The sequence below is a fragment of the Sulfitobacter mediterraneus genome, from assembly GCF_016801775.1.
GTDB classification, from domain to species: Bacteria; Pseudomonadota; Alphaproteobacteria; order Rhodobacterales; family Rhodobacteraceae; genus Sulfitobacter; species Sulfitobacter mediterraneus_A.
In genome coordinates this window covers 1,204,333-1,226,886 of record NZ_CP069004.1, presented here as the reverse complement: position 1 = coordinate 1,226,886, position 22,554 = coordinate 1,204,333, and the positions used below count along the sequence as shown (strand labels likewise).

Sequence of the window (22,554 nt, the reverse complement as noted above, 5' to 3'; positions counted from 1 at the left end):
GGCCTCAGCCCGCTCCGAATATTTCGCCAACAAACCCGGTGAGATCGCTCATTGTGTTGAGGGTGATCCCAGAGGTGCCAACAGCTTTGCCGCCCGACGGAGCGATGGCGCTGGTAAAACCAAGTTTTTGCGCTTCTTTCAACCTGTTTTCGGTCTGAGAGGCCGGTCGCAGGGCGCCAGAGAGGCTAATCTCGCCAAAAACAACAGTTTCTGCGGGCAGGGCCACGTCTTCCCTGGCACTGAGGAGCGCAGCAGCGACCGCCAGATCTGCGGCAGGTTCCGAGATTTTCATGCCGCCTGCCACGTTGAGGTATACATCCAGCCCTGCAAACGGGATGCCGCAGCGGGCCTCAAGAACCGCAAGGATCATCGCCAGCCGCCCCGAATCCCAGCCCACAACCGTTCTGCGCGCCTGCGAATGCGGCGAGGGGGCAACAAGCGCCTGAAGTTCCACCAACACGGGCCTTGTGCCCTCGATCCCCGCAAAGACCACAGATCCGGCGGCGGGTTGACCACGTTCACTGAGAAACAGGGCAGAAGGGTTGGTCACTTCGGACAATCCGTGCCCGGTCATTTCAAACACGCCAATTTCGTCGGCGGGACCAAAGCGGTTTTTGACGCTGCGCAGGATACGGAACTGATGGCCACGCTCGCCTTCGAAATAAAGCACCGTATCGACCATATGTTCCACGACGCGCGGGCCTGCGATCTGGCCTTCCTTGGTGACATGGCCTACCAGAATGACCGACGTGCCGGTGCGTTTGGCAAAGGCGGTCAATTCATGGCTGGCGGCGCGGACCTGGCTGACCGATCCCGGCGCGCTTTCAACGTTGTCAGCCCACATGGTCTGAATGGAATCGATGATCGCAAGCTGCGGGCGCTCTGCGTCCAGCGTCGTCAGGATATCGCGCAAGTTGGTCTCGGCGGCCAGTTTCACCGGCGCATCCGCAAGACCAAGGCGCTGAGCCCGCATGCGCACCTGTGCGCTGGCCTCTTCGCCGCTGACATAGATGGTCTTGATGCCGTTCTTGGCAAAATGCGCCGCGGCCTGCAAAAGCAGGGTGGATTTGCCGATGCCTGGATCGCCGCCCACCAGAATGGCCGAGGCCGGCACAAGCCCGCCGCCCAAAACGCGGTCCAACTCGCCAATGCCGGAATGGCTGCGCGGCGGCGGCGCTTCTTCAGTGGCCAGATCCGTCAGTTCCAGCGCCGCACCGCGACGTGCGCCCAGTGATTTGCTGGGCGGTCCGGCGGAAATGCCTTTGTCTTCTTGAATGGTATTCCATTCGCCGCAGCCGTCACAGCGCCCGGACCATTTGTTGAAACTGGCCCCGCAGCTGGCGCAGGAGAATGTCTTGCTCGATTTTGCCATATCGTCTTGTGGCGGAGGTGATGCGCGGGGTCAAAGAAAAACCGCAGGGGCAGCATGGATCACACTTTAGGGTGAGGTTTTGCCAACAGGTTCTGGGTGCGCCAGGAGATCAGCAGCGATGCCAGAATGCAGGCCGTGAACAGATAGAGCCCCCATGCGGTTTCAATCCGGCCCAGCCCGATGCCTTTGGTGAGCGTGATATAAAGCGCGATCAGGAACACATCGGCCATCGCCAGTTTTCCCAGCACGTGCAACGCGGGCAGGCTGCGCTCACTGAGCCATCCAAACTGCACAAGCGCGAGGCCTATCGTCTTGAGATATGGTGCAAAAAGAGCAAACACCGTCACCAGAAGCGCCAGAAAAATGTCGGATGCCCAAAGTGATTGCAGACCCGTCAGAACCGAAATTTCACTCAGCGAAAACAGCGGCAGCAGGCCTGCCCGCATCAAAGGGGCCGTCCATGCAATGGGGTAAAGGACCAGCAAGGACAGGTTGAGGAATTTTAATAGTGCCATGGCAGAACAAACCCTTTGGCACTGTGGCCGCACCCGTGATGTTATCCGATATAGGTACGATTGTACCGCGCCCCAAGCGAGGTCAGGATTTCATACCCGATGGTTCCGGCGAAACCGGCAACCGTATCAACGGATTGATGTTGCCCAAGCAGTTGCAATTGCGCTGGTGCGTGATCCAGCGCAGTAACGTCGATGGTCAACATGTCCATAGAAACACGCCCCACCACAGGCAATTTTTGTCCCTCGCAGGTAACAGTCGCGCTTCCGCCCATGGCGCGGATCAGCCCGTCGGCATAACCTGCGGCAACGGTCGCAATGCGGGTTGGCCGCTGCGCAACAAATGTATTGCCATAACCCACAGTTTCGCCCGGCTCCACGTCTCGGATTTGAATAACCGGCAGATCAAGCGTCACGACAGGGGCAGCATCTACAAAGGGCAGGCCGCCATATAGGCCAACACCGGGGCGGGTCAGATCAAAATGATAATTCCGGCCCAGCAGGATACCGCCCGTGGCCGCCAGCGACAAAGGTGCCTCAACCCCTTGAACCATTTCCTTGAAGCTGGCCAATTGCGCGGCATTCATCGGGTGGTCCGGTTCATCCGCGCAGGCCAGATGCGACATCACCAGCCGCAAATCCTGTGCCTCTGCAATGTCGCGCAGGGCGGCCCATTCGGCGGGCTCCATCCCCAGCCGGTTCATGCCGCTGTCCAGTTGCACGCCGAAATGGTGCCCAGGCAGGGCCTCGACTTGCATCAGCAATTGATCCACCGAGTTGATCATCGGCACCAGATCGGCTTGCTGCAACAGCTGTGCGTCGCCATCCATGTGGCCAGACAGGATCAGGATCTCCGGGCCGGGGCCAAGCACGTGGCGCAGCGCAGCGCCTTCTTCCGCGGCGGCGACAAAGAACTGCCGTGCGCCCGCGGCGGCAAGGGCAGGGCCAACCTGTTCGATGCCAAGACCATAGGCATCCGCCTTGATCACGGCTGCGGTGGCGCAATCTGTGAGGCGGTTCAGGGCTTGCCAGTTGGTTGCAATGGCAGAAAGGTCGATGGTGAGATGTGCAGTTGTCATGGGCTTCTGCTGGCTCAAAACCTGCGATGCGTCAAGCGATGACGGGCAGATTTGCTGAACCCGCCGGATCAGCGCAACAAATTCGCGCAAGGGTTATGCAAGTCGACCTCGCGTCAGCTTGCGCGCGCCACGCTTTACAAACCAAGGGCCGTCAAAGCACACTTGCCTTGAAAGGGGGCATCAGACCCATGTTGCGACTGTCGATCATGTTCAAACATCCCGCGATCTGGATAATGGCGCTGGCCTGCGGGCTGGCCTTTGTTGCGATGATTTTCGCCGGGCCAGCTTGGGTGTGGTTGCTGGTGCCGCTGGGCATCGGGGCGCAATTGTTGAACGAATACAACCTGCACCGCCATGTCTTTCACCTGGATCCGCCGCGCCGCCAATGGGCATTTGATCTGCTCTATCAGGCGCATTACGGCCATCACGATTTCCCAACCAATCACGGGTTGTTCTTTGTGCCGATCTGGGTTGCGCTGCCGATGCTGGCGTTTAATTTCCTTGCGGTCTGGGGGATTGCCGCGCTCTTTGGGGCGGCGGATGCCATCTGGATCGCGGTCGCGATTGTGCCTGCGGGCGGGGTTTTGATGTTTATGGTTTATGAGTGGTTCCATATGACCGCCCATCTGAACCTGCCCAAAACCGCAGTTGAGCGGCATGTGACCCGGCTGCACAATCAACATCATTTCCGCGACTTCGGCAAATGGTTCCATGTCAGCCCTGGCGGCGAGATCATTGACCGCGCCATGGGCACCGATATCGACCGCGAGGCGCTCAAATCGCAACAGCGGATGGAGTTCATCCGCACTCTTGGTATGTCACCGGATGATCCGCGCCTTGTCGCCGCGCGGGCCCGTTTTGCGGACAAATACGGGCTAAGCACGGCGGAAATAACGCAGGCGGCGCGTGTGTCGGGCTAGGCCGAAACGCCGCAACGTCACCAAAGCATTTCTTGCCCTGTCCCTGCCGCACTCTAAGCTGATCCGGATAAAGGGAGGACATCATGAACAGATCAACATCATTGGCGGCCCTTGCGGCCAGCGCCAGCCTGATCGGGAGCGCCGCATTGGCCGAAAACCCCATAGATACACAATTGCCAAGCGCACCGGAACTGGCCGCCTATGGCGAGATGCCCGTGGGCGTGCGCCAGCTTGAGATGGTCAATGCGGACCAGATCAATATTCTGGCCATCGACCCTGCCGCACCCAAGCCGGACGCTTGGCCGCGCTATGACCGGCCCTTGACGGTCGAGATGTGGTATCCCGCAGCCGCAGGGGCCAGCGGCGACACCACGCTCAAGGCGTTTCTGCGCGATGGCACAACCGAAGTGACACTGACGGGCCGCGCCGTGCGCGATGCCGCACCTGCGCAAACAGACACGGCTTATCCGCTGGTGTTGATCAGCCATGGCTATCCGGGCAACCGTTTCCTGCTGTCCCATCTGGCGGAGAACATCGCGTCGAAGGGCTATGTCGTGGCCTCGATCGACCATACGGACAGCACCTACCGGACGCAGGCGGCGTTTGGCTCTACGCTTGTGAACCGCTCGCTGGACCAGTTGTTCGTGCTTGAGGAAATGGCGCAGATGGCGACGGAGGGCGGTGATTTTGCCGGGCTATACGATGCAGGCAACACCGGTTTGATCGGTTATTCCATGGGCGGTTACGGCGCAATCATCACCGCAGGTGGCGGTGTGACTGAAGCCTCGGTTGGGTATCCTTGGGGCGGGCCGCACGGAACGCTTGGCATCCACCAAGCGGGCAGCGAGACCCATAACGCGCTGCCTGACGCACGGATCAAGACCGCCGTGGCCTTTGGCCCCTGGGGTATGAACACCGGGTTTTGGGATGCCGATGGACTGGCGGGGATACAAATCCCGATGCTGTTCATCGCCGGATCGCAGGACGATGTTTCGCTTTATGAAAACGGTGTGCGGGCCATCTGGGACAACGCCAGCAATGTGGACCGCGCCTTGCTGACCTATGTCAATGGCGGCCACAACTCCGGTGCCCCGATGCCTGCGCCAAAGGAAAGCTATTACTTCAACGAAAGCAAAGGCTTTGACATCTCGGAGCACTACACCGATCCGGTCTGGGATTCGGCGCGGATGAACAACATTGCACAGCATTTTGTAACCGCGTGGCTGGATTCCCATCTGAAAGGCGATGCCGAAAAAGCCGTCTATCTTGAGCTGACCGAGGATTCAAACGCGGGCGTGTGGTCGATGAACGAAGACGGCACGGCCAAGGAAGACCACAGCTATTGGAAAGGTTTTGCCAAGGGCACGGCCAAGGGTCTGAAATACGAGGTCAAAAAGGCCGCTCAATAAGCAAGAACGGCGGGCCCATCAGCCCGCCGTTTCATACCGTTATCCTGACCTCAAAACCCTTCCGGGTTTTGCTGCCAAGGCTTTGCAAGATTGCCAAAGCGGGTGAACTCGCTTTCAAAGCTCAGCTCAACCGTGCCAATTGGACCGTGGCGCTGCTTGCCAATGATCACCTCGGCCTTGGCGTGCAGGCGGGCCATGCGTTCTTGCCATTCGGCCATCTCGTCAAGACGTTCTTCGCCGGGCTTTTCCCGCTCGACGTAGTATTCTTCGCGGAACACGAACATCACCACGTCCGCATCCTGTTCGATGGAGCCGGATTCGCGCAGGTCTGACAGTTGCGGGCGCTTGTCTTCGCGGCTTTCCACCTGACGCGACAGCTGTGACAGGGCGATCACCGGAATATCCAGTTCCTTGGCGATGGCCTTGAGACCCATGGAAATTTCGCCAATTTCCTGCACCCGGTTTTCAGCCGTGCCGCGCACCAACTGCAAATAGTCCACGATCAGCAGATCCAGACCGTGCGTCCGCTTGAGCCGCCGCGCCCGCGCAGAAAGCTGCGCAATCGGAATGGCAGCGGTGTCATCAATGAAAAGCGGGCAGGCCTCCAGTTCCTTGGCGGCGTTGACGAACCGGCGGAATTCGGTTTCGTCCATGTCGCCTTGCCTGATTTTGTGGCTGGAGATTTCCGACGCTTCCGCCAAAATCCTGCCCGCGAGCTGCTCGGCGCTCATCTCTAGGGAAAAGAACCCTACCACGCCGCCATCGACAGCCCCCTCGGTGCCGTCGGGGCGCGTGCCACGGCGATAGGCCTTGGCAATGTTGAAGGCGATGTTGGTCGCAAGCGAGGTTTTGCCCATCGACGGACGACCGGCGAGGATCAAAAGGTCCGATTTGTGCAAGCCACCCAGCTTGTTGTCCAGATCGTTCAGTTTGGTGGACAGCCCTGCAAGCCCGCCTTCGCGTTGATAAGCGGCGTTGGCAACATTAACAGCATCGGTTACCGCCTTGAGAAAGCTTTGAAAACCGCTTTCGGTCTGGCCTTGCTCAGCCAGTTTGTAAAGCTGTTGCTCGGCCTCGACGATTTGCTCGCGTGGCTCTGATTTGACATCGACCTGCGCGGCCTTGGCCGATATGTCCCGGCCCAGTTGGATCAGGTCGCGGCGGACCGCCAGATCATAGATCATCTGGGCATAGTCGCGCACCGCAAAGGCAGAGATCGCAGCGCCGGCCAGACGGGCCAGATAGGCCGGACCGCCCAATTCCTTGAGGCCTTCGTCATCTTCCATGAAGGCTTTGAGAGTCACGGGCGAGGCAAGGTTGTTCTTGGCGATGCGGGCGGCCGCAATGTCGAAAATGCGGGCATGAACCGGATCGTAAAAATGCTTGGCCGTGATGATCGAGGCAACACGATCATAAATGTCGTTATTGGTCAGTATTGCACCCAGAAGCTGTTGTTCAGCCTCGATGGAATGCGGCATTGTTTCAGGGGCCTGCACAGCGATCTGGTTCGCGTTCAGCGATGTTATTTCGTTCATTATCTCACCCTGTCTGTCCCGCTTCTGTCATAGACAGAGGCGCGGATCGGCGCAAATTGTATGTTTATGTGGATAAGTTGTGGAAGGCTTTGCGCACACTTCATCTTGCCCCGAAAGGGCATGCGACGTCAACATATTGTGGGTTTGCGGCCGTTAGACTTTTCGGGCGTCCTGCCATTCTTTTGGTGCGTTCAAGAACGCCTCAACTTCGGACAGGGTGCTTTCGTCAAACGCGCCCTGCGCCTTGGCTTCGGCCAGAACGTCCCACCATGTGCACAGGCTGTGCAGGGCCACGCCGTGATCGCCAAGGGTCTTTTCGGTCTGCGGGAAGATACCGTAATAAAAGATCACCGCCGTATGGGCGCAGGTCGCGCCGGTCTCGCGGATGGCGTCCACAAAGCTCAGCTTTGATCCGCCGTCGGTGGTCAGATCTTCGACCAGCAGCACACGTTCACCTTCGCTCATCGCGCCTTCGATCCGGGCATTGCGGCCATATCCTTTGGGCTTCTTGCGCACATAGGTCATCGGCAGCGCCATACGTTCGGCGACCATGGCGGCAAAGGGAATACCTGCGGTCTCGCCGCCCGCAATGTTGTCAAAGGCTTCAAAACCTGCGTTGCGCATCACGGTGACGGTGAGAAAATCCATCAAGGTGCTGCGAATGCGCGGATAGCTGATCAGCTTGCGGCAGTCGATATAGGTGGGGCTGGGCAGGCCGGAGGCCAGGGTGAATGGTTCATCGGCGTTGAAATGCACCGCCTTGATCTCAAGCAGCATCCGTGCGGTGAGGCGGGCCATTTCTTCGGCGGTGGGGTAGCTGGAAGGGATCATGCAGGCGGTCCTTTGGTGGCAGGCTGGGATTGAAATTTAAGCAACACGCCAGTGCAGCGGCATATCGGGATCAAAGACGGTGACGGGGCCATCGGGCGTGTCTATCTGCACAGGAAAGCTGGGCGTTTCGCGGATCAAGGTGATCTGGTCCTCGTTCGCTGGCAGGCCGTAATAGGCAGGCCCGTTCAGCGATGCGAAAGCCTCAAGCTGATCAAGTTTGCCTTCTTGTTCAAACACTTCGGCAAGGATCGACATGGTGTTGGGCGCAGTGAAACAGCCCGCGCATCCGCAAGGCAGCAGCTTGTTGGCGTCGGTGTGCGGGGCGCTGTCGGTCCCAAGGAAAAACCGTGGATCGCCGGATGTGGCGGCGGCCCGAAGGGCAAGACGGTGGGTTTCGCGTTTGGCCACGGGCAGGCAGTAGTAATGCGGCTTGATACCCCCGGCGAGGATATGATTGCGGTTGATCACCAGATGGTGCGTCGTGATTGTTGCCGCGAGGTTCTGATCGGCACTGCGCACATAATCAGCGGCGTCTTTTGTGGTGATATGTTCCATGATGACGCGCAGCGCCGGATGGTCCTTGCGGATGGGGTCCAGCACCCGGTCGATGAACACCGCCTCGCGGTCAAAGATGTCCACGTCGCTGTCGGTCACTTCGCCATGGGTGCAAAGCGGCAATCCGATTTCAGCCATTTTTTCAAGAACTTTTGCAACTTTGTTAAAGTCGCTGACACCGCTGGCGGAATTGGTTGTTGCGCCTGCGGGGTATAACTTGACCGCTTTCACCAGCCCACTGGCATGGGCGGCGGCCAGATCTTCGGGATCTGTATCTTCGGTCAGGTAGAGTGTCATTAACGGCTCAAAATCACTGCCCTCGGGCAATGCGGCCATGATGCGCTCGCGGTAAGCGGCGGCGTCAGCACCGGTCACAACCGGCGGCACCAGATTGGGCATGATGATGGCGCGGGCAAAGTGATTGGCGGTATGGGGCAGCACGGCGCGCAGCATATCGCCATCGCGCAGGTGCAAATGCCAGTCATCGGGGCGGCGGAGTGTCAGGCTCTGTGTCATGGCGCTTCCGCTAGCACAGAGCGTTTGCCAATCCTAGCCTTGTTCTGCTGCTTTCTGCTCTGGTTCTTCGTCATATTCGCGCAGCTTGTTGGCGAATTTGCGGGCGTTCATGCGGCTTGTTACATTGCGGCACAGCGCGAGAAGCATCGGAATACGTTCCTCGGCTTCGAGGTGTTTCATCAGATTGCGCAGGTAGGGGCGGTAGTCGCGGCGGGCGCGGTACATCTTGGCAAAGCGGCGCACGGTCAGCCGGTCATCCGCTGCAGCGCACAGCAGCGCCTCCCATTGTTCCATCTCCAGCAGATCTGTCTGCAAGGCGCCGCCCATATAGGGCATCCGAAGTTTGCGCACATTGGGACGGGTGAAAAGTGCGGCGTGAACGGCATCAAGCTGTTCACGCGGGTCATACATCACATAGGCCTGCTCGGCCGCATCCAGCATATCGGGGGCATAGCCATAGCGGGAAGTAAAATCGATGATCCGCATCTCGGTAAAGCGGTTGTCCCATTCGGTGACGCGCGGGTCCAGCGTGGCCTGCGGCTGGATCGCCACCACACGGGCGCCGGGGGCAGCCACCGAAAAGGCGGCGGCGGCATAGCCGCAGGGACCGGCGCCATAAAACAGGATGGTCTCAAATTCGTCAAACACGCCTTCGTCGATCAGGCGGTCGAAAAAACCGTAAACCTTGTTGTCGCGAAACCATGTGTCGCCATGGCTGATAATGCTGAGGCTGGACCAATTGTGGTTGCGGGCCATGTCCCAGGCCAGAGGTTGGCCATAGTCGGACAGGGCGTGAATGCCTTGAATGGTCTCGAAGGAGACCACCAATGTATCGCCTTTTTCAACATAGGCGGCAAAGTGGCGTCGGCCCAAAGGTTCGTAGAAACCTTCGTTTTCACAAATGCTTTCGATTGCACCAAGCCAGTCCCGCCGAGGCAGGTCTACCAGTGACGTCTGAAGTGTGGGCGTCTCGTTTGTCATTGCCACGTCCTCAATAGCATATCCGCGCTTATTTTGTGCGCATTTGTATGAGGATTTACCGGCTCAATGCGGCGAAATTGCGGAAAATGCGTGTGAAAACAGTGAGGTTTAGTGGCGGTTTTGCGCCATTCGCCCATAAGACATAAGGAAACTAGCGGTTTCAGAAAGGACCGGTTCAGAGGCTGGCGTCATCGCCAAACGGCCAAAAAGGGCGCGGTTCGGCTCGTCCAGCATCAGCGCGTCAAAGCGGTCTTTGCGCCATTGCACGGCCTGTTGGTGCAGCTCTCCCAGCACGGGATCGGCGTGCAATTCCGCCTGTAGGGCGTCGCGCCGGGGGGCCAATGCGGAAATGGAAGTGTCCGTGTCGGTGTTGAAATTCCGTTCGACCCAATAGTCCATGCCCAAGCGGTCCTCGGCATGTACGGCGCGGCCACGGTCAGCCTTGAGAATATAGCTTTCCATCGCGCCAAGGGGGTAATGGTTCAACTGCACCAGAGGTGTGTTGTCCTGCCGGAAATCGGAAAAGATCCCCTTGGTGCGGAAGCTGTCATCCAAAGCCTCTCCGCGCCCGTCAAACCATTGCGCCTCGCTCAGGCGGGTTTTGTCTGGATCACGGGGCCGGTGCACGCCGGGTTTGCGGTAGATCCCGTCATTGCGATACAGCGTTTTGAACATCGCCGCCCGCCACGGCCAAGGCATGACCTTGGGGGCACACCGGGTGAAGGTCTCTGTCACGGGCACATCTGCGTAGCGGGCAATGCCGCCATTGCCAAACAGCCGCCATGTCAGCGTGATCGCCGTTGCCTCGGGCAGGGCGGTGTGCAGCGCGGCCAACGTGTGATCGCCGCAGTGAATGTTCACAAATTCGTCCACGTCCAGCGGCAAAATCCATTCGGCCCGCTTGACCGCATCCAGCTTGGACGCTTGTTTGAGCGCGGTAAACTGAATGCCGCCACTGTCGTAGGGGCCATCATTGCGATGATGGGTCAGCCAGCCAATGTCTTGCAACCGGTCCAGAATTTGATCGGTGCCGTCGCTGCAGTCATTTGAAAAGACAATAAAATCGTCAAACCCGCAGGCACGGTGATGGGCCAGCCATTCCAGCAGAAACGCGCCTTCGTTCTTGACGCAGAGGATGGCGAGGTGGGTCACTTACCAATCCGTCCGAAAGGCCAGAACCTTGCCATGCGAGCCGCGATGGTAATAGGCCAGACCGGCATCCATAAAGGCGCGGAAGACCTTGTTGATGCCCTCTGGGCCGATCCACTGTGGATGGGTTTCGATGATCGCGGCCCTGAGACCGGTCAGATCCAATTGCGGGATCAGATCGACCTCGGCCCCCTCGATATCGCAGATCAGGACGGTTGCGCCGATCTCCTTGAAGGTCGCTTTGGCATTCAGCACGTCCACCTTTACAGAGGGTGGATCAACCTCACCCTCCAGCACCTGCATGGACGAGCCAAGCATTGGCTCGCGCACATAAAAATCCACCGATCCCTTGCGCGGACCTAGGATGGCGTTGGTCACATGGGCGTTGGTCACGTTATTGGCCACGTGGACCGAGCGGATATAGGGGATCAGGTTTGGATTGGCTTCAAATACATGCACCGATTTGATCGCGCGTTTGGTGGCCACCAGCGTGGACATATACCCGATACCGCCGCCCAGTTCGACCACCACATCGCCCTCGCGCACCACACGCAGGGCGGCTTCGGTTTCTTTGGCCTCGTAGGAATTAGACCGCAACAACCGGCGAATTTTACCCTGCATGATCTCGGGGTGCTTGGGAAATTTCATCCCGCGAGACCGGACAAATCCTGTGTCTTCAGTCGCTTGGCCGTCCATGCTCAACTCTCCATATCTAGCGAAAGGGCATAGGCCACCCGTTCGGTTTCGTTCAGCTTGACCTCAAGCGCCTGGCGGTAAAGATCCTGAAATTCCGGCATTTGGTGCAATTCCCTTGCCTTGGCCTTGTGCCATTCGAAACCGTCCTGATGGGCTTGGCGCAGTATGTCGTCCCGCATCAAATCATCATATTCGGCGCGGACACGGGGAATGTTGCGTTTGATGGTGATGTCGCGGAAATCGGACCAGTCCATCCGAATCCAGTAGTTGATGCCGATCGAGCGATCCACATGCAACGCGCGTCCTCTTTGCCGTTTGATCAGGAAACTCTCGGCAGAGCGCAGCGCATAATGGTTCAGCTGCAAAAGGTCGTAACCGATGTTGTTCTTTGAGGACCGCCAGCCGTTATGCGCGGCGTCGCGGGTCATATCCTGACCGGAGCCGTTTACCCATTTGATTTTGTTTTCAAACCCTTCGTCCAGTTTGTTGGGACGGTGGCAGGAAATTTTGGCATAGGCCCCGATGTTGCGGAACATCGTTTTAAACCCCCAGACCGTATGCGGCTTGGGGCAGTATTTCGGCGCACAGGCGTCAAATTGATCAATCACAAAGGCATCGTTCAATTGGGTGATCCCGTTGTGCCCGAACAGCCGCCATGTCATCGCGATATTTGTGGCATCCGGCACAGCGGCAAAGAGATCATCCAAAGTCCCGTTACCGGTGCGCACGTTCATGAACTCGTCCACGTCGATGTGGATGATCCATTCCGCGTTCTGGATGACGGGCTCTTTCAGGGCTTGGTTCAGCGCGTATTGCTGCGGGGAATTGCCTTTCCAGTTGTCGTTGTTGCGGTGCTGGATCACGCCCATATCCTGCAAGCGGCCCAGAACCTCGTCCGTGCCATCGCTGCAATCATTGGTGTAGATCAGGAAGTTATCGACCCCGATGGCGCGGTGATAGGCGATCCATTCCACGATATAGGGCGCTTCGTTTTTCATGCAGCCGACGATGACATTGCCGCTGCTGCCGGGGGCCAATTTGCGGGGCGGGGCGATGGTGTAGGCGGCTGCCAGTTCCTCTTCGTTGACCGCGCCCAGATTGTTGTGGGGTCTGAACTGCGTGTTCAGGATCATTTCGTGGTTCAGCTTGACCCGATTGAGCAGACGGGCATTGCTGGCCTGCTGATCTGCGTCAGCGGTATCATCTGATAAAAGCGTATCGAATTTCGCAGTGGCCTCTTTCGCCGCCGCCGCTTCGGCGCGTTTTTCGGCGACGGGGGTGCTGTTCTTGCGGATCTGGTGGGCATAGGCGGCAAGGTATTGTGTGGCGCGGTACCCATTGGTGGGATCAGCCTCCTGCCAAGCCACAGTTGGTGCATCAGGGGTCAGCGCGCCAGCCAGACCAGGAAAGGCCTTGATCAGCTTGGCATTGTCTTTGGCAAAATGGTCCGAGACCGCAAAGAGGCTGCCGGGCGCGGTGGGCGGGCCGGGCACGCGCAGGCTCATCCGCATCTGCTGGCATAGGTCACGCGGCACAATGATGTCTTTGGCCTGCGCATGGCGGATCAATACCTCGTTGAACTGCCGCATCCGGGTGAGAGAGGCCGCAGGCTCGGGATGGAACACCCGCTCCTCTGCCATCTTGCCAAGGTTTGCGCCGAGGCCCAGCATATTCACCAATTCATCGGTGCAGGTTTCTGACCTCAAAGCGGCCAGATCAAGCGGGCGCAGGTGCATTTTGCCTTTGCCAAAGGCCGTTTCCCAATGATCAAGCAGCGCGGCATAGTCCAGCCAATGCGGCGGATGTTGTACATCGTCAAAGAGGCCCGCATAGGTGTCCGGCCCCTGTCGCAAGGCCAATGCGCCGGCCCACCAATTGCTGCCTTTCGCCAGATCAAGCTCTTGCTGCAACGAATGCCGCCGCCCGTCCAGAATCGCCGTGATGTAATGCGCCGCCAAGGCCCGCGCCTGTTCCTCAACATGAGCCACGATTTGGATGTCATCGAAATAGGGCGCCAAAAGGCCGTGCAAACGTTTGATTTCCGATGGTTTCGTCAGCAGAGACCCCAATTGTGCCGCGCTGAACACCACATGGTCAACTGGCGCTTCAGGCAGTTCTTTGTCAAACAATGTCTGAAACTCATGCGCCATGGTCTGCTGCACCAAGGCGCTGTCCATCCCGCGTTTGTGGCGCAGCGAGGTCACATCGCCTGTTTCCGCGCAGGCGGCATAGAGCCTTACATGGTTCCACTCCGGCACCCAAATGCCCTGTTTCTCCAGTGCGGCCGCCTTTTGTTTGAACATCGCACGAAACCGCGCGGCGGCTTTCTCATTGGGTCCGATCAGCAGTGTCAGACGCATCAGTTTGCCTCTTCCGCTTTGACCTTGCCGACATTGGCCTGTCCCCACCACGGCAGTTCGATGCCCAGATAGGCGGCAAGCTTTTCAGGCGCTTGGCTGTCTTCGATATCATAGGCATGGAAATTGTCGCAGCCCTGAAAGACACGGTCACAAAAGGCGTAATGTCCTTCCATCCATCGGGCAAGTTCTGTCTCGCTCTGGCCAAAGCCACGCGGCAGGCCGGGAATATCGGCCTGTGGCAGTCGGCGTTTGCCAAGATTGTTCCACCGCATCATACTGTTGGCTGCCTTGGCCGGATCGCGGCGCGTCAGTACGAATTTGACGCCGGGGTGATGCTTCTGGATGGCGCTCAGCAGACCCCAATCGGTTTGCGGCCACAAGGACCGATCCTCGCGCACGGCCGACATTTCGTTCACGGCGTCAAACTCATCCAGCCGCGCCAATGGATCGCCGCTGTCGAAATAATCGGTATAGATTATTTTCCCCAGATGCTGACGCGGAATGTCATTGCGGGTGGATTGGCCGGGGCGGATCTTCCAATCGGCGACCGTCAAACCAGCGGCTCGCAAGGCCTCGGTCAGGGTGGTGGTGCCGGTTTTGGGCAGGGCCAGATTGACAATGCGCAAACGGCTCATGGCTGTGCCCCTTCGTCCATTCCGATCTCTTCTCGGATTGCGGCCTCAGCAGCGCAATAACGGCTGGCATTGCGCAATTGGTCCTGCATGGCGCGGTAACTGTCCTGGGACAGCAACTCGTCGCGTTTGGCGCGGTGGAGGGCGACTGCCTCCTCATGCAGGTCCGCAACGCCGGGGAGGGCTTTGAGGCGGTTCATCTCTTCGGTCAGCGCATCGCGGTATCGCAAGATGCTGTCATCAAAGAACGCCCCATCGTTGCGCTCGCGCCAATAGCTGTCGTCAAAGGCACGGTGTTCGCGGTTCACATCGCCCCGGTCGTTCTTCACCAGATAGCTGTCGAGCGAGCGTAGGGCATAATGGTTCAACGTTGCAAATCGCCGGGCACCATGGGCGGGAAAGGCGCGGATGCGGCGCTTGTTGGCGCGGCGGCGGAACGGGCCGGGCACAGGACGGCCCGCGCCATCGGTCCAGCTTGGCCGCTCTTCCTTTGGCACATCCTCATTATGGAAGGGACGATGCGCACCATAGTAATCCAGTGGGAAATCCCCACGTACCAGGCTTTTGACTTCAATCGCCGTGTCGGCGCACCAGATGTCAGGGTTGTGACTGCGCAAAAATTGGGCGATCACCGGCTCATCTTCAAAGGTCTCTATACCATCGTTGGCAAAGAACTGAAACGTGACCGAGATTGCCTGCGGATTGCCGCAGGCATGGATCAGCGCGGGGATCGTATGATCGCCCACATGAATGTTCAGAAATTCGTCCACATCCGCCACCCAGACCCAATCGGCATTGCGGATCAAGGGATGCTTTCGCGCCTTTTTCAGCGCTTGCATCTGGTAATTGCGGTTGGTCGCCGGATTGGGCAGATGCGCGACCATGCCGTGATCCTCCAGCCGGTCCAGCAAACGGTCGGTCGCATCGGTGCAATCGTTGGAATAAAACAGAAAATCGGTCACGCCGATCACACGGTGAAAGGCGATCCACTCCAGCAGGAACGGGCCTTCGTTCTTGACACAGGTCACAGCGGTGATGCGCATATCAGGCCGCACCGCCCGCATTGGGGATGTAGATATTCTGTCTCATAGCCGCCTCTGGGCCGGGTGCGAGATGCCCCGAAACCTCATATTATTCGCCTCTGAGTATGGCAGGGCGGCTGAATCGCGTCAATCTTTGCAGCAGCAGGCGGGCAGGACGTGACATATCCGCCAGCACGGCTTGACGCTGCGCCGCCAAGATGCACCTTTGAGGCAAGAGGAGCTGCCATGCCAGACATATCCAGTATCGACGCCGTTCAGAAAATGCTGGACGATCAGGGCTATATCAGCGACCGGGCTTTGGGCACCGTGGTGTTTCTCGCCCTCTCGCTTGGCCGGCCGCTGTTTCTCGAAGGGGAGGCTGGCGTGGGCAAGACCGAGATCGCCAAGGCATTGGCGGCGGGTCTGGACCGCCGCTTGATCCGCCTGCAGTGTTACGAGGGGCTTGATGCCTCTTCTGCAGTCTACGAGTGGAACTTTCCGGCCCAGATGATTGCGATCCGCACGGCCGAGGCCACCAGCAGTGCCGACAGTGCCGCGCTCAATACCCAGCTTTTCAGCGATGACTATCTGATTGAACGCCCTCTGCTCGAGGCGATGCGCCCTGATGAAAACGGCGCGCCGGTGCTGCTGATTGATGAGCTGGACCGCACCGATGCCCCATTTGAGGCGTTCCTGCTCGAAGCGCTCAGCGATTTTCAGGTCACCATCCCCGAACTTGGCACGATCAAGGCGCCAGAGCCGCCGATCGTGATCCTGACCTCGAATCGCACCCGCGAGGTCCATGACGCGCTGAAACGGCGCTGCCTTTACCATTGGGTCGATTACCCCGGTTTCGACCGCGAAATGGAGATTATCGCTGCCCGCGCGCCCGAGGCATCAGAGGCGCTCAGCCGGGAAGTTGTCGCCTTTGTCCAGCAATTGCGCACCGAGGATTTGTTCAAGAAACCCGGCGTGGCCGAAACCATCGATTGGGCCAAATGCCTTCTGGCCCTTGACGTGATCAGTCTCAGCCCCGAGGTGGTCGCCGACACATTGGGCGCGATCCTGAAATACCAAGATGACATTGCCAAACTGCAAGGGTCCGAGGCCAAACGCATCCTTGATCAGGCCAGGGCCACGCTGGACGTGGCATGACCCCCTTTTTGGCCCAAAATACTCCGGAGGTTTGGAGGCAGAGCCTCCAATCAGCCATTCATGGCTGAACACCTGCCCCTCGATCTGCCCGATGATCCCAAATTGGCGGGCAACATCACCCATTTCGCCCGCGCTCTGCGCCGGGCGGGGTTGCCCATTGGCCCCGGACGGGTGATCGACGCGATCCGCGCGGTGCAGGTGGCGGGTTTCACTGAAAAACGCGATTTCTACTGGACCCTGCATGCCTGTTTTGTGAACCGCCCGGAGCACCGCCGGGTCTTTGCACAGATCTTCCGGCTTTACTGGCGTGATCCGCGTTATCTGGAACATATGATGTCGGCGATGTTGCCTGCAATCCGCGGGGTACAGGAGGACAGACCAGCGCAAGCGGCAGAGAAACGCGCGGCGGAGGCCTTGTTGGACGGCGCAGATGCGCCGCTACCGCAGGATGAAGACGAGACCGCCCAGGATGATCCATTATTGGAAGTGGACGCCAGCCTGACCATGTCGGCCACCGAACGGTTGCGCCAACTGGATTTTGAACAGATGAGCCTTGCCGAAATTGCCCAGGCCAAACGCATGCTGGCGCGGCTCACGTTGCCTGTCAAACCCTTGCCATCGCGCCGGGCCATGGCCGCGCCGCGCGGGCGCATCGATGCCGCCCGCACCCTGCGCGGGGCATTGCGCAGAGGCGGCGAGATGCACCAGCTTGTGCTCAAGACCCCGCGCCCGCGTTACCCCAATCTGGTGGTGCTGTGCGACATCTCAGGGTCCATGAGCCAGTATTCGCGAATGATCCTGCATTTTCTGCATGCGGTCAGCAACGCGCAGGGGGCAGGTTGGGCCAGGGTGCATGCCTTTACCTTTGGCACACGCCTGACCAATATCACCCGCCATCTGGCCACCCGTGATGTGGATGCGGCGCTGGCGGCGGCGGGGGCCGAGGCGCAGGACTGGGAAGGCGGCACCCGGATCGGGGCCAGTCTTGAGGCATTCAACCGCGATTGGTCGCGGCGGGTCATGGGGCAGGGTGCGGTGGTTCTTTTGATCACCGATGGGCTGGATCGAGATGCGCCCGAGGACTTGGGGCGGCAAATGCAGCGTCTGCATCTGACCGCGCGGCGGCTGATCTGGTTGAACCCGCTGCTGCGCTGGGATGGCTTTGCGCCGAAGGCGGCAGGCATTCGCGCGATGTTGCCCCATGTGGACAGTTTCCGCGCCGGTCATTCCATCGCCTCGTTGGAAGCTTTGGCCGAGGCTTTGTCACGTCCCGATGACAGCGGCGAAAAGCAGCGCCTGTTGCTGGCCATGGAGCAATGAGCGGCTGCGCCGCATTCGATTTTTGATTTTTCCGGTTTTCGCTGCGGGCTCACCTGACCCAAAGGGTCCGGGGTGCATCCCTTGCTTGAGCCCTGTCTGCCCAATCTTCTCGTCCCGCTCAAGACAAATAGCCGTATCCCCTGCGGGGGCCCTCGGCGATTTGTCTTGACCGTGCCGCGCTGATCGGGCCGCCCGTGCACAAGCAAGGGCGGCTCCGGACCCAAAGGATCAGGCGAAAGTATCCGCGAAGGTGGTACGGTAGATGGTTTTGAGCTCTTCCAGCGGGGCGGAGGTGCCGCCGAAGGATACATCGGTGCCGCCGAATTTGCCGACCGTGTGCAGGGGCAGACCTGCGGCACCTGCGGCGGTCATCAAGGCTTCGGCCTGATCAAAGTTGCAGGCGATCAGGTAGCGGGCTTGATCTTCGCCAAACAGCGTCGGCGTGTCTGCGGGGTCGAGGGTGACGCCCACATCTGCGGCTTCGGCCATTTCAAAGGCGGCCAGTGCCAGACCTCCATCACTGAGGTCGGTGCAGGCTTTGATCAGGGCACGGTTGGCGCGGATGAAATCGCCGTGGGCTTTTTCTGCGGCCAGATCGATATGGGGTGCATCGCCGTCTGCCCGTCCAAAGACCTGTGCGAGGAGTGCCGATTGGCCGAGATGGCCCGCGGTGTCGCCCAGCACCAGCGCCAGATGACCTTCGCGGACTTCACAGCCGATCAGATCGTCGGTGTGGTCCAGCAAGCCCACTGCGCCGATGGTGGGTGTGGGCAGGATCGCCGCGCCGTCGGTTTCATTGTAGAGCGAAACGTTGCCCGACACGATGGGCATATCCAGCGCCTCAACCGCCGCGCCGATGCCTTTGATCGCACCCACAAACTGGCCCATGATCTGCGGCTTTTCGGGGTTGCCGAAGTTCATATTGTCGGTGGTGGCCAAAGGCCGTGCGCCAACAGCGGTCAGGTTCCGGTAGGCTTCCGCGACCGCCTGCTTGCCGCCTTCGAAGGGGTTCGCCTTGACATAGCGCGGGGTCACATCGGAGGTGAAGGCAATTGCCTTGTCGGTGCCATGCACCCGGATAATGCCCGCGCCAAGGCCGGGCATGCGGGCGGTGTCGCCCATCACCATGGTGTCATATTGTTCATAGACCCAGTTCTTGGCGGCATAGTTCGGATCACCGATCAGCGCCTTGAGCCCGTCAATCGGGTTGACCCCCGGCACATCAGCCATGGGTTCGGCTGGCGGGGTTTCGACCCAGGGGCGGTCATATTCAGGGGCGGTGGAGGCCAGTTTGCTGAGCGGCAGGTCGGCTTTGACCTCGCCGTTGAGCATGATCAGGAACCGGTCATCGGCCAGCGTTTCCCCGACAATGGCAAAATCCAGATCCCATTTGTCGAACACGGCTTTGGCTTCCGCCTCAAGCTCGGGGCGAAGGACCATGAGCATGCGTTCCTGGGATTCCGACAGCATCATCTCATAGGCGGTCATGTTCTCTTCGCGCGTGGGCACCTTTTCAAGATCAAGGCGCACACCAAGTTTGCCTTTGTCGCCCATTTCCACGGCAGAGCAGGTCAGACCCGCCGCGCCCATATCCTGGATCGAGATCACCGCACCTGTCGCCATCAGCTCCAGCGTGGCTTCCATCAGGCGCTTTTCGGTGAAGGGGTCGCCGACCTGCACGGTGGGGCGCTTTTCTTCGATGGTATCATCAAATTCGGCCGAGGCCATGGTTGCCCCGCCGACGCCATCACGGCCGGTTTTGGCACCAAGATAGACCACCGGCATGCCCACGCCCGAGGCAGCGGAGTAGAAAATCTTGTCGGTATCAGCGAGGCCTGCGGCAAAGGCATTGACCAGGCAATTGCCGTCATAGGCCGCATCAAAGCGCACTTCACCGCCCACGGTTGGCACGCCAAAACAATTGCCATATCCGCCGACGCCGGCCACCACACCATGCACAAGCTGGCGGGTCTTGGGGTGATCGGGGCGGCCAAAGCTGAGCGCGTTCATCGCCGCGATGGGGCGGGCGCCCATTGTGAAGACATCGCGCAGAATCCCGCCCACGCCTGTGGCGGCCCCTTGGTAGGGTTCGATGTAGGAGGGGTGGTTGTGGCTTTCCATTTTGAAAACCAACGCCTGGCCGTCGCCGATATCCACGATGCCAGCGTTTTCGCCGGGGCCGCAGATGACCTGCGGGCCGGTCGTTGGCAGGGTCCGCAGCCACTTCTTGGAGGACTTGTACGAGCAATGTTCGTTCCACATCGCCGAAAAGATGCCCATTTCGGTGTAATTGGGGGCGCGGCCGAGGATGTTGTTCACTTCGGCGTATTCATCCGGGGTGAAGCCATGTGCGGCAATGATGTCTTCGGTGATGGCTGGTTCGGTCATGCGCGGTCCCCTTCGGCATTGATGCCGCGTCTCTTAGAGGATGGGCGGGCGCGGGGGAAGGGGGATACGCAAAAATGGGCGGCTTTCCGAAGTGGAAAGCCGCCCCTTGGTGCAGAGATGCCCGAAAGGGCGATCCGTTTACATCACGATGACAGTTGTGCGTGTTTCGTCATCGGCCTTGGAACCCTGCTGGGCCTTGAGGTAAAGCTCGTCCGCCGTGGTATCGATCACGATCTGGCCGTTATCGAGGCGCAGGCTGTCTGGCAGCAGCGTCACGACCAGCACTTCGGCGTCAATCTTGGTATCTTCTTCCAGGTCCACGATCATTTCAGGGTTGCCCTGACCGTCGAAGCTGACGCCTTTCACAACGCCCAACACTTCACCGTCTTGGGTTTCGAAGTTGGCACCGACGGAGGCTTTCACCGCCGCGTATTCTTCATCGGTAAGGCTCATGGTAGTGGGGTCGTAATCGGCGATGCCGAGACCATAGCGTTTGTTGTCCGTATCGTAATTGTTCAATGTCGAACCGCCATCAGTCGCGGGTACGTTCGCGCTCACTTCAGGCGAGTTGGTTGGCAGCTCATCAGCGATGGTGCCACTGGCATAGGCCATAGGGGCAGCGATCAGTGTGGCGATGGTGGTGGATGTCAGCAAAAGCTTGCGTGTCATGGTGTAAACTCCTTCATTCGTTACTCTCAGTCCGCATCGTCAGCGGTGTACGGTGAGACAACGGATGCCTGGGTGGGAAGTTCCAAAAAAATTTGAAAAACGGGTGGAGAATTTGTTTAACTGACTGTTTTATATTTGTTTATCGGGTCTTGAATTTTCTGGCGTTGCGCCGACCCGGTAGGAACAGAGGCACGTTCAGGTCGTATGCAGTGGGGTGATGGACCAATCCTCAGACCGATGCGCAAAAAAAAGGCCGAGCATTACGCTCGGCCAAGTCCAACAGGGAGGTATGAAGCGACGCGCCCTCGGGCGGTCAATCTTCATGATGGTCAATTAGGCAGCAGTGCTGCTTCGATCAAGTCAGTTTTGACCATTTAGTAAGCATGTCCGGTATGCGCGCCGTGCATAGCTTAGTCTTTTTCTTTTTCTCTCAATTGCTTGCGGTAAGAAATGATCTCATCCTGAACGAAGTCTTTGAAGGCCGCAACGCGCTTGGATTGGCGCAATTCTTCGGGATAGGCCAGAAAAACAGGCACATCTGCCGACTCAACTTCGGGCAGGACTTGCACCAGATCGGGAAAATCCTGCGTTAGGTAGTCGGGTAGAACCCCAATCCCCAGATCATGCAGAACCCCCTGCAGCACGCCGAAGTAATTGTTCACGGTCAGCATGGACCGCACATCATTCAGCATCAGTTGCTGTACAAGGTTCTGACCTGCCGCAACTTGATCGCTGTCGGTGTTCTGGCAAATCAGACGGTGATTGGACACTTCTTCGATGGTTTGCGGGTTGCCGTGTTCGGCCAGGTATTTTGGGCTGGCATAAAGGCACATGCGTACATTCATCAAACGTTTGCGAATAAGGTCCGCTTGGGAGGGCTCTTTCATACGGATGGCCACGTCAGCTTCGCGCATCGGCAGGTCCAGCACCCGTTCCTCCAGCATCAGGTCGACCTTCAGATCGGGGTATTTCTCATAGAGTTTAGGCAGCCGCGGCGCCAGCCACAGGGTGCCAAAGCCGGTGGTGGTGGTGACGCGCAATTCGCCAAACACCTCTTCTTCGCTGTCGCGAATGCGGGCGGCAGCGGCATCGACACGTTTGGTCATCGCAGAGGTGGCATCAAAAAGCAGCTCGCCCTGCTCGGTCAGGATCAGCCCCCGCGCATGGCGGTGAAACAGGTTCGTGTTAAGCTGTTCCTCTAGGCCGCGAATCTGCCGTGACACGGCAGATTGCGACAGGTTCAGCTTCTCGCCCGCGTGGGTCAGAGACCCGGCATCCGCTACGGCGTGAAATATTCTGAGTTTGTCCCAATCCATCGTCCCGCGATCCTATTCTTTTTTGCGTTAGTCCTAACCTAAATTGGACCAAAAGACAGGGGTTGGATCGGCAGATTTGCACTTATGCACAAAAAACACGCTATACAGGTCAGCAATTGTGACCTATATAGCCGTCC

General features: G+C 58.9%; 19 protein-coding genes. 4 read left to right on the top strand and 15 right to left on the bottom strand.

The window, feature by feature from the left end:
* Positions 1-4 precede the first annotated feature (4 nt).
* From radA to alr, 3 genes are read right to left on the bottom strand one after another with little or no spacing between them, the layout of a single operon-like run.
* Positions 5-1,372, bottom strand: a complete 1,368-nt coding sequence (radA, locus tag JNX03_RS05970) for a DNA repair protein RadA (protein WP_203211494.1) — start codon at positions 1,370-1,372, stop codon at positions 5-7.
* A 59-nt stretch (positions 1,373-1,431) separates the two neighbouring features.
* Positions 1,432-1,887 (bottom strand): paraquat-inducible protein A, encoded by a 456-nt coding sequence (locus tag JNX03_RS05965; RefSeq protein ID WP_203211493.1) that lies wholly within the window; start codon positions 1,885-1,887, stop codon positions 1,432-1,434.
* Between the two features lie 41 nt (positions 1,888-1,928).
* On the bottom strand, positions 1,929-2,963 hold the full coding sequence (gene alr, locus JNX03_RS05960; RefSeq protein WP_203211492.1) for an alanine racemase: 1,035 nt from the start codon (positions 2,961-2,963) through the stop codon (positions 1,929-1,931).
* A gap of 188 nt (positions 2,964-3,151) precedes the next feature.
* Between alr and JNX03_RS05955 the strand changes: the two genes are divergently transcribed.
* Positions 3,152-3,883 (top strand): sterol desaturase family protein, encoded by a 732-nt coding sequence (locus JNX03_RS05955; protein WP_203211491.1) that lies wholly within the window; start codon positions 3,152-3,154, stop codon positions 3,881-3,883.
* Positions 3,884-3,966: 83 nt separating this feature from the next.
* On the top strand, positions 3,967-5,292 hold the full coding sequence (locus JNX03_RS05950) for an alpha/beta hydrolase family protein (RefSeq protein WP_203211490.1): 1,326 nt from the start codon (positions 3,967-3,969) through the stop codon (positions 5,290-5,292).
* 50 nt (positions 5,293-5,342) lie between these two features.
* Here JNX03_RS05950 and JNX03_RS05945 read toward each other — a convergent pair whose 3' ends face one another.
* The 9 genes from JNX03_RS05945 to JNX03_RS05905 all read right to left on the bottom strand — a co-directional run bounded on the left by JNX03_RS05945 (position 5,343) and on the right by JNX03_RS05905 (position 15,590).
* The gene (locus tag JNX03_RS05945) at positions 5,343-6,827 is read right to left on the bottom strand and encodes a replicative DNA helicase (RefSeq protein WP_203211489.1); all 1,485 of its coding nucleotides are present in this window, start codon (positions 6,825-6,827) and stop codon (positions 5,343-5,345) included.
* 153 nt (positions 6,828-6,980) lie between these two features.
* On the bottom strand, positions 6,981-7,658 hold the full coding sequence (locus tag JNX03_RS05940) for an orotate phosphoribosyltransferase (protein WP_203211488.1): 678 nt from the start codon (positions 7,656-7,658) through the stop codon (positions 6,981-6,983).
* Positions 7,659-7,694: 36 nt separating this feature from the next.
* Positions 7,695-8,729, bottom strand: coding sequence for a dihydroorotase (pyrC, locus tag JNX03_RS05935; protein WP_203211487.1), 1,035 nt, complete (start codon positions 8,727-8,729; stop codon positions 7,695-7,697).
* Between the two features lie 33 nt (positions 8,730-8,762).
* Complete coding sequence (locus tag JNX03_RS05930) at positions 8,763-9,710, bottom strand: phosphoadenosine phosphosulfate reductase (protein ID WP_203211486.1); 948 nt, start codon at positions 9,708-9,710, stop codon at positions 8,763-8,765.
* Between the two features lie 108 nt (positions 9,711-9,818).
* Positions 9,819-10,862 (bottom strand): glycosyltransferase family 2 protein, encoded by a 1,044-nt coding sequence (locus JNX03_RS05925; RefSeq protein WP_203211485.1) that lies wholly within the window; start codon positions 10,860-10,862, stop codon positions 9,819-9,821.
* Positions 10,863-11,555, bottom strand: a complete 693-nt coding sequence (locus tag JNX03_RS05920; protein WP_203211484.1) for an FkbM family methyltransferase — start codon at positions 11,553-11,555, stop codon at positions 10,863-10,865.
* 2 nt (positions 11,556-11,557) lie between these two features.
* Entirely contained in the window at positions 11,558-13,915 is a 2,358-nt protein-coding gene (locus tag JNX03_RS05915; protein ID WP_203211483.1) for a glycosyltransferase family 2 protein, read from the bottom strand.
* Positions 13,915-14,550 carry a sulfotransferase gene (locus JNX03_RS05910; RefSeq protein ID WP_203211482.1) on the bottom strand — a complete coding sequence of 212 codons (636 nt, stop codon included), beginning with the start codon at positions 14,548-14,550 and terminating at the stop codon, positions 13,915-13,917. Before JNX03_RS05910 ends, JNX03_RS05915 begins: the two co-directional genes overlap by 1 nt.
* On the bottom strand, positions 14,547-15,590 hold the full coding sequence (locus tag JNX03_RS05905; protein WP_203211481.1) for a glycosyltransferase family 2 protein: 1,044 nt from the start codon (positions 15,588-15,590) through the stop codon (positions 14,547-14,549). Before JNX03_RS05905 ends, JNX03_RS05910 begins: the two co-directional genes overlap by 4 nt.
* Before the next feature lie 225 nt (positions 15,591-15,815).
* On the opposite strand from JNX03_RS05905, the gene JNX03_RS05900 reads away from it, so the two are divergent.
* Both JNX03_RS05900 and JNX03_RS05895 read left to right on the top strand, forming a co-directional pair.
* On the top strand, positions 15,816-16,724 hold the full coding sequence (locus tag JNX03_RS05900; protein WP_203211480.1) for an AAA family ATPase: 909 nt from the start codon (positions 15,816-15,818) through the stop codon (positions 16,722-16,724).
* Positions 16,725-16,784: 60 nt separating this feature from the next.
* Positions 16,785-18,044, top strand: coding sequence for a vWA domain-containing protein (locus JNX03_RS05895; RefSeq protein WP_203211479.1), 1,260 nt, complete (start codon positions 16,785-16,787; stop codon positions 18,042-18,044).
* Between the two features lie 228 nt (positions 18,045-18,272).
* On the opposite strand, the gene purL is transcribed toward JNX03_RS05895, so the two are convergent.
* From purL to JNX03_RS05880, 3 genes are all read right to left on the bottom strand, one after another.
* Positions 18,273-20,432 (bottom strand): phosphoribosylformylglycinamidine synthase subunit PurL, encoded by a 2,160-nt coding sequence (gene purL, locus JNX03_RS05890; RefSeq protein WP_203211478.1) that lies wholly within the window; start codon positions 20,430-20,432, stop codon positions 18,273-18,275.
* Positions 20,433-20,570: 138 nt separating this feature from the next.
* Complete coding sequence (locus JNX03_RS05885; protein WP_203211477.1) at positions 20,571-21,101, bottom strand: hypothetical protein; 531 nt, start codon at positions 21,099-21,101, stop codon at positions 20,571-20,573.
* A gap of 410 nt (positions 21,102-21,511) precedes the next feature.
* Positions 21,512-22,417, bottom strand: coding sequence for a LysR family transcriptional regulator (locus JNX03_RS05880; protein ID WP_203211476.1), 906 nt, complete (start codon positions 22,415-22,417; stop codon positions 21,512-21,514).
* Positions 22,418-22,554 lie beyond the last annotated feature (137 nt).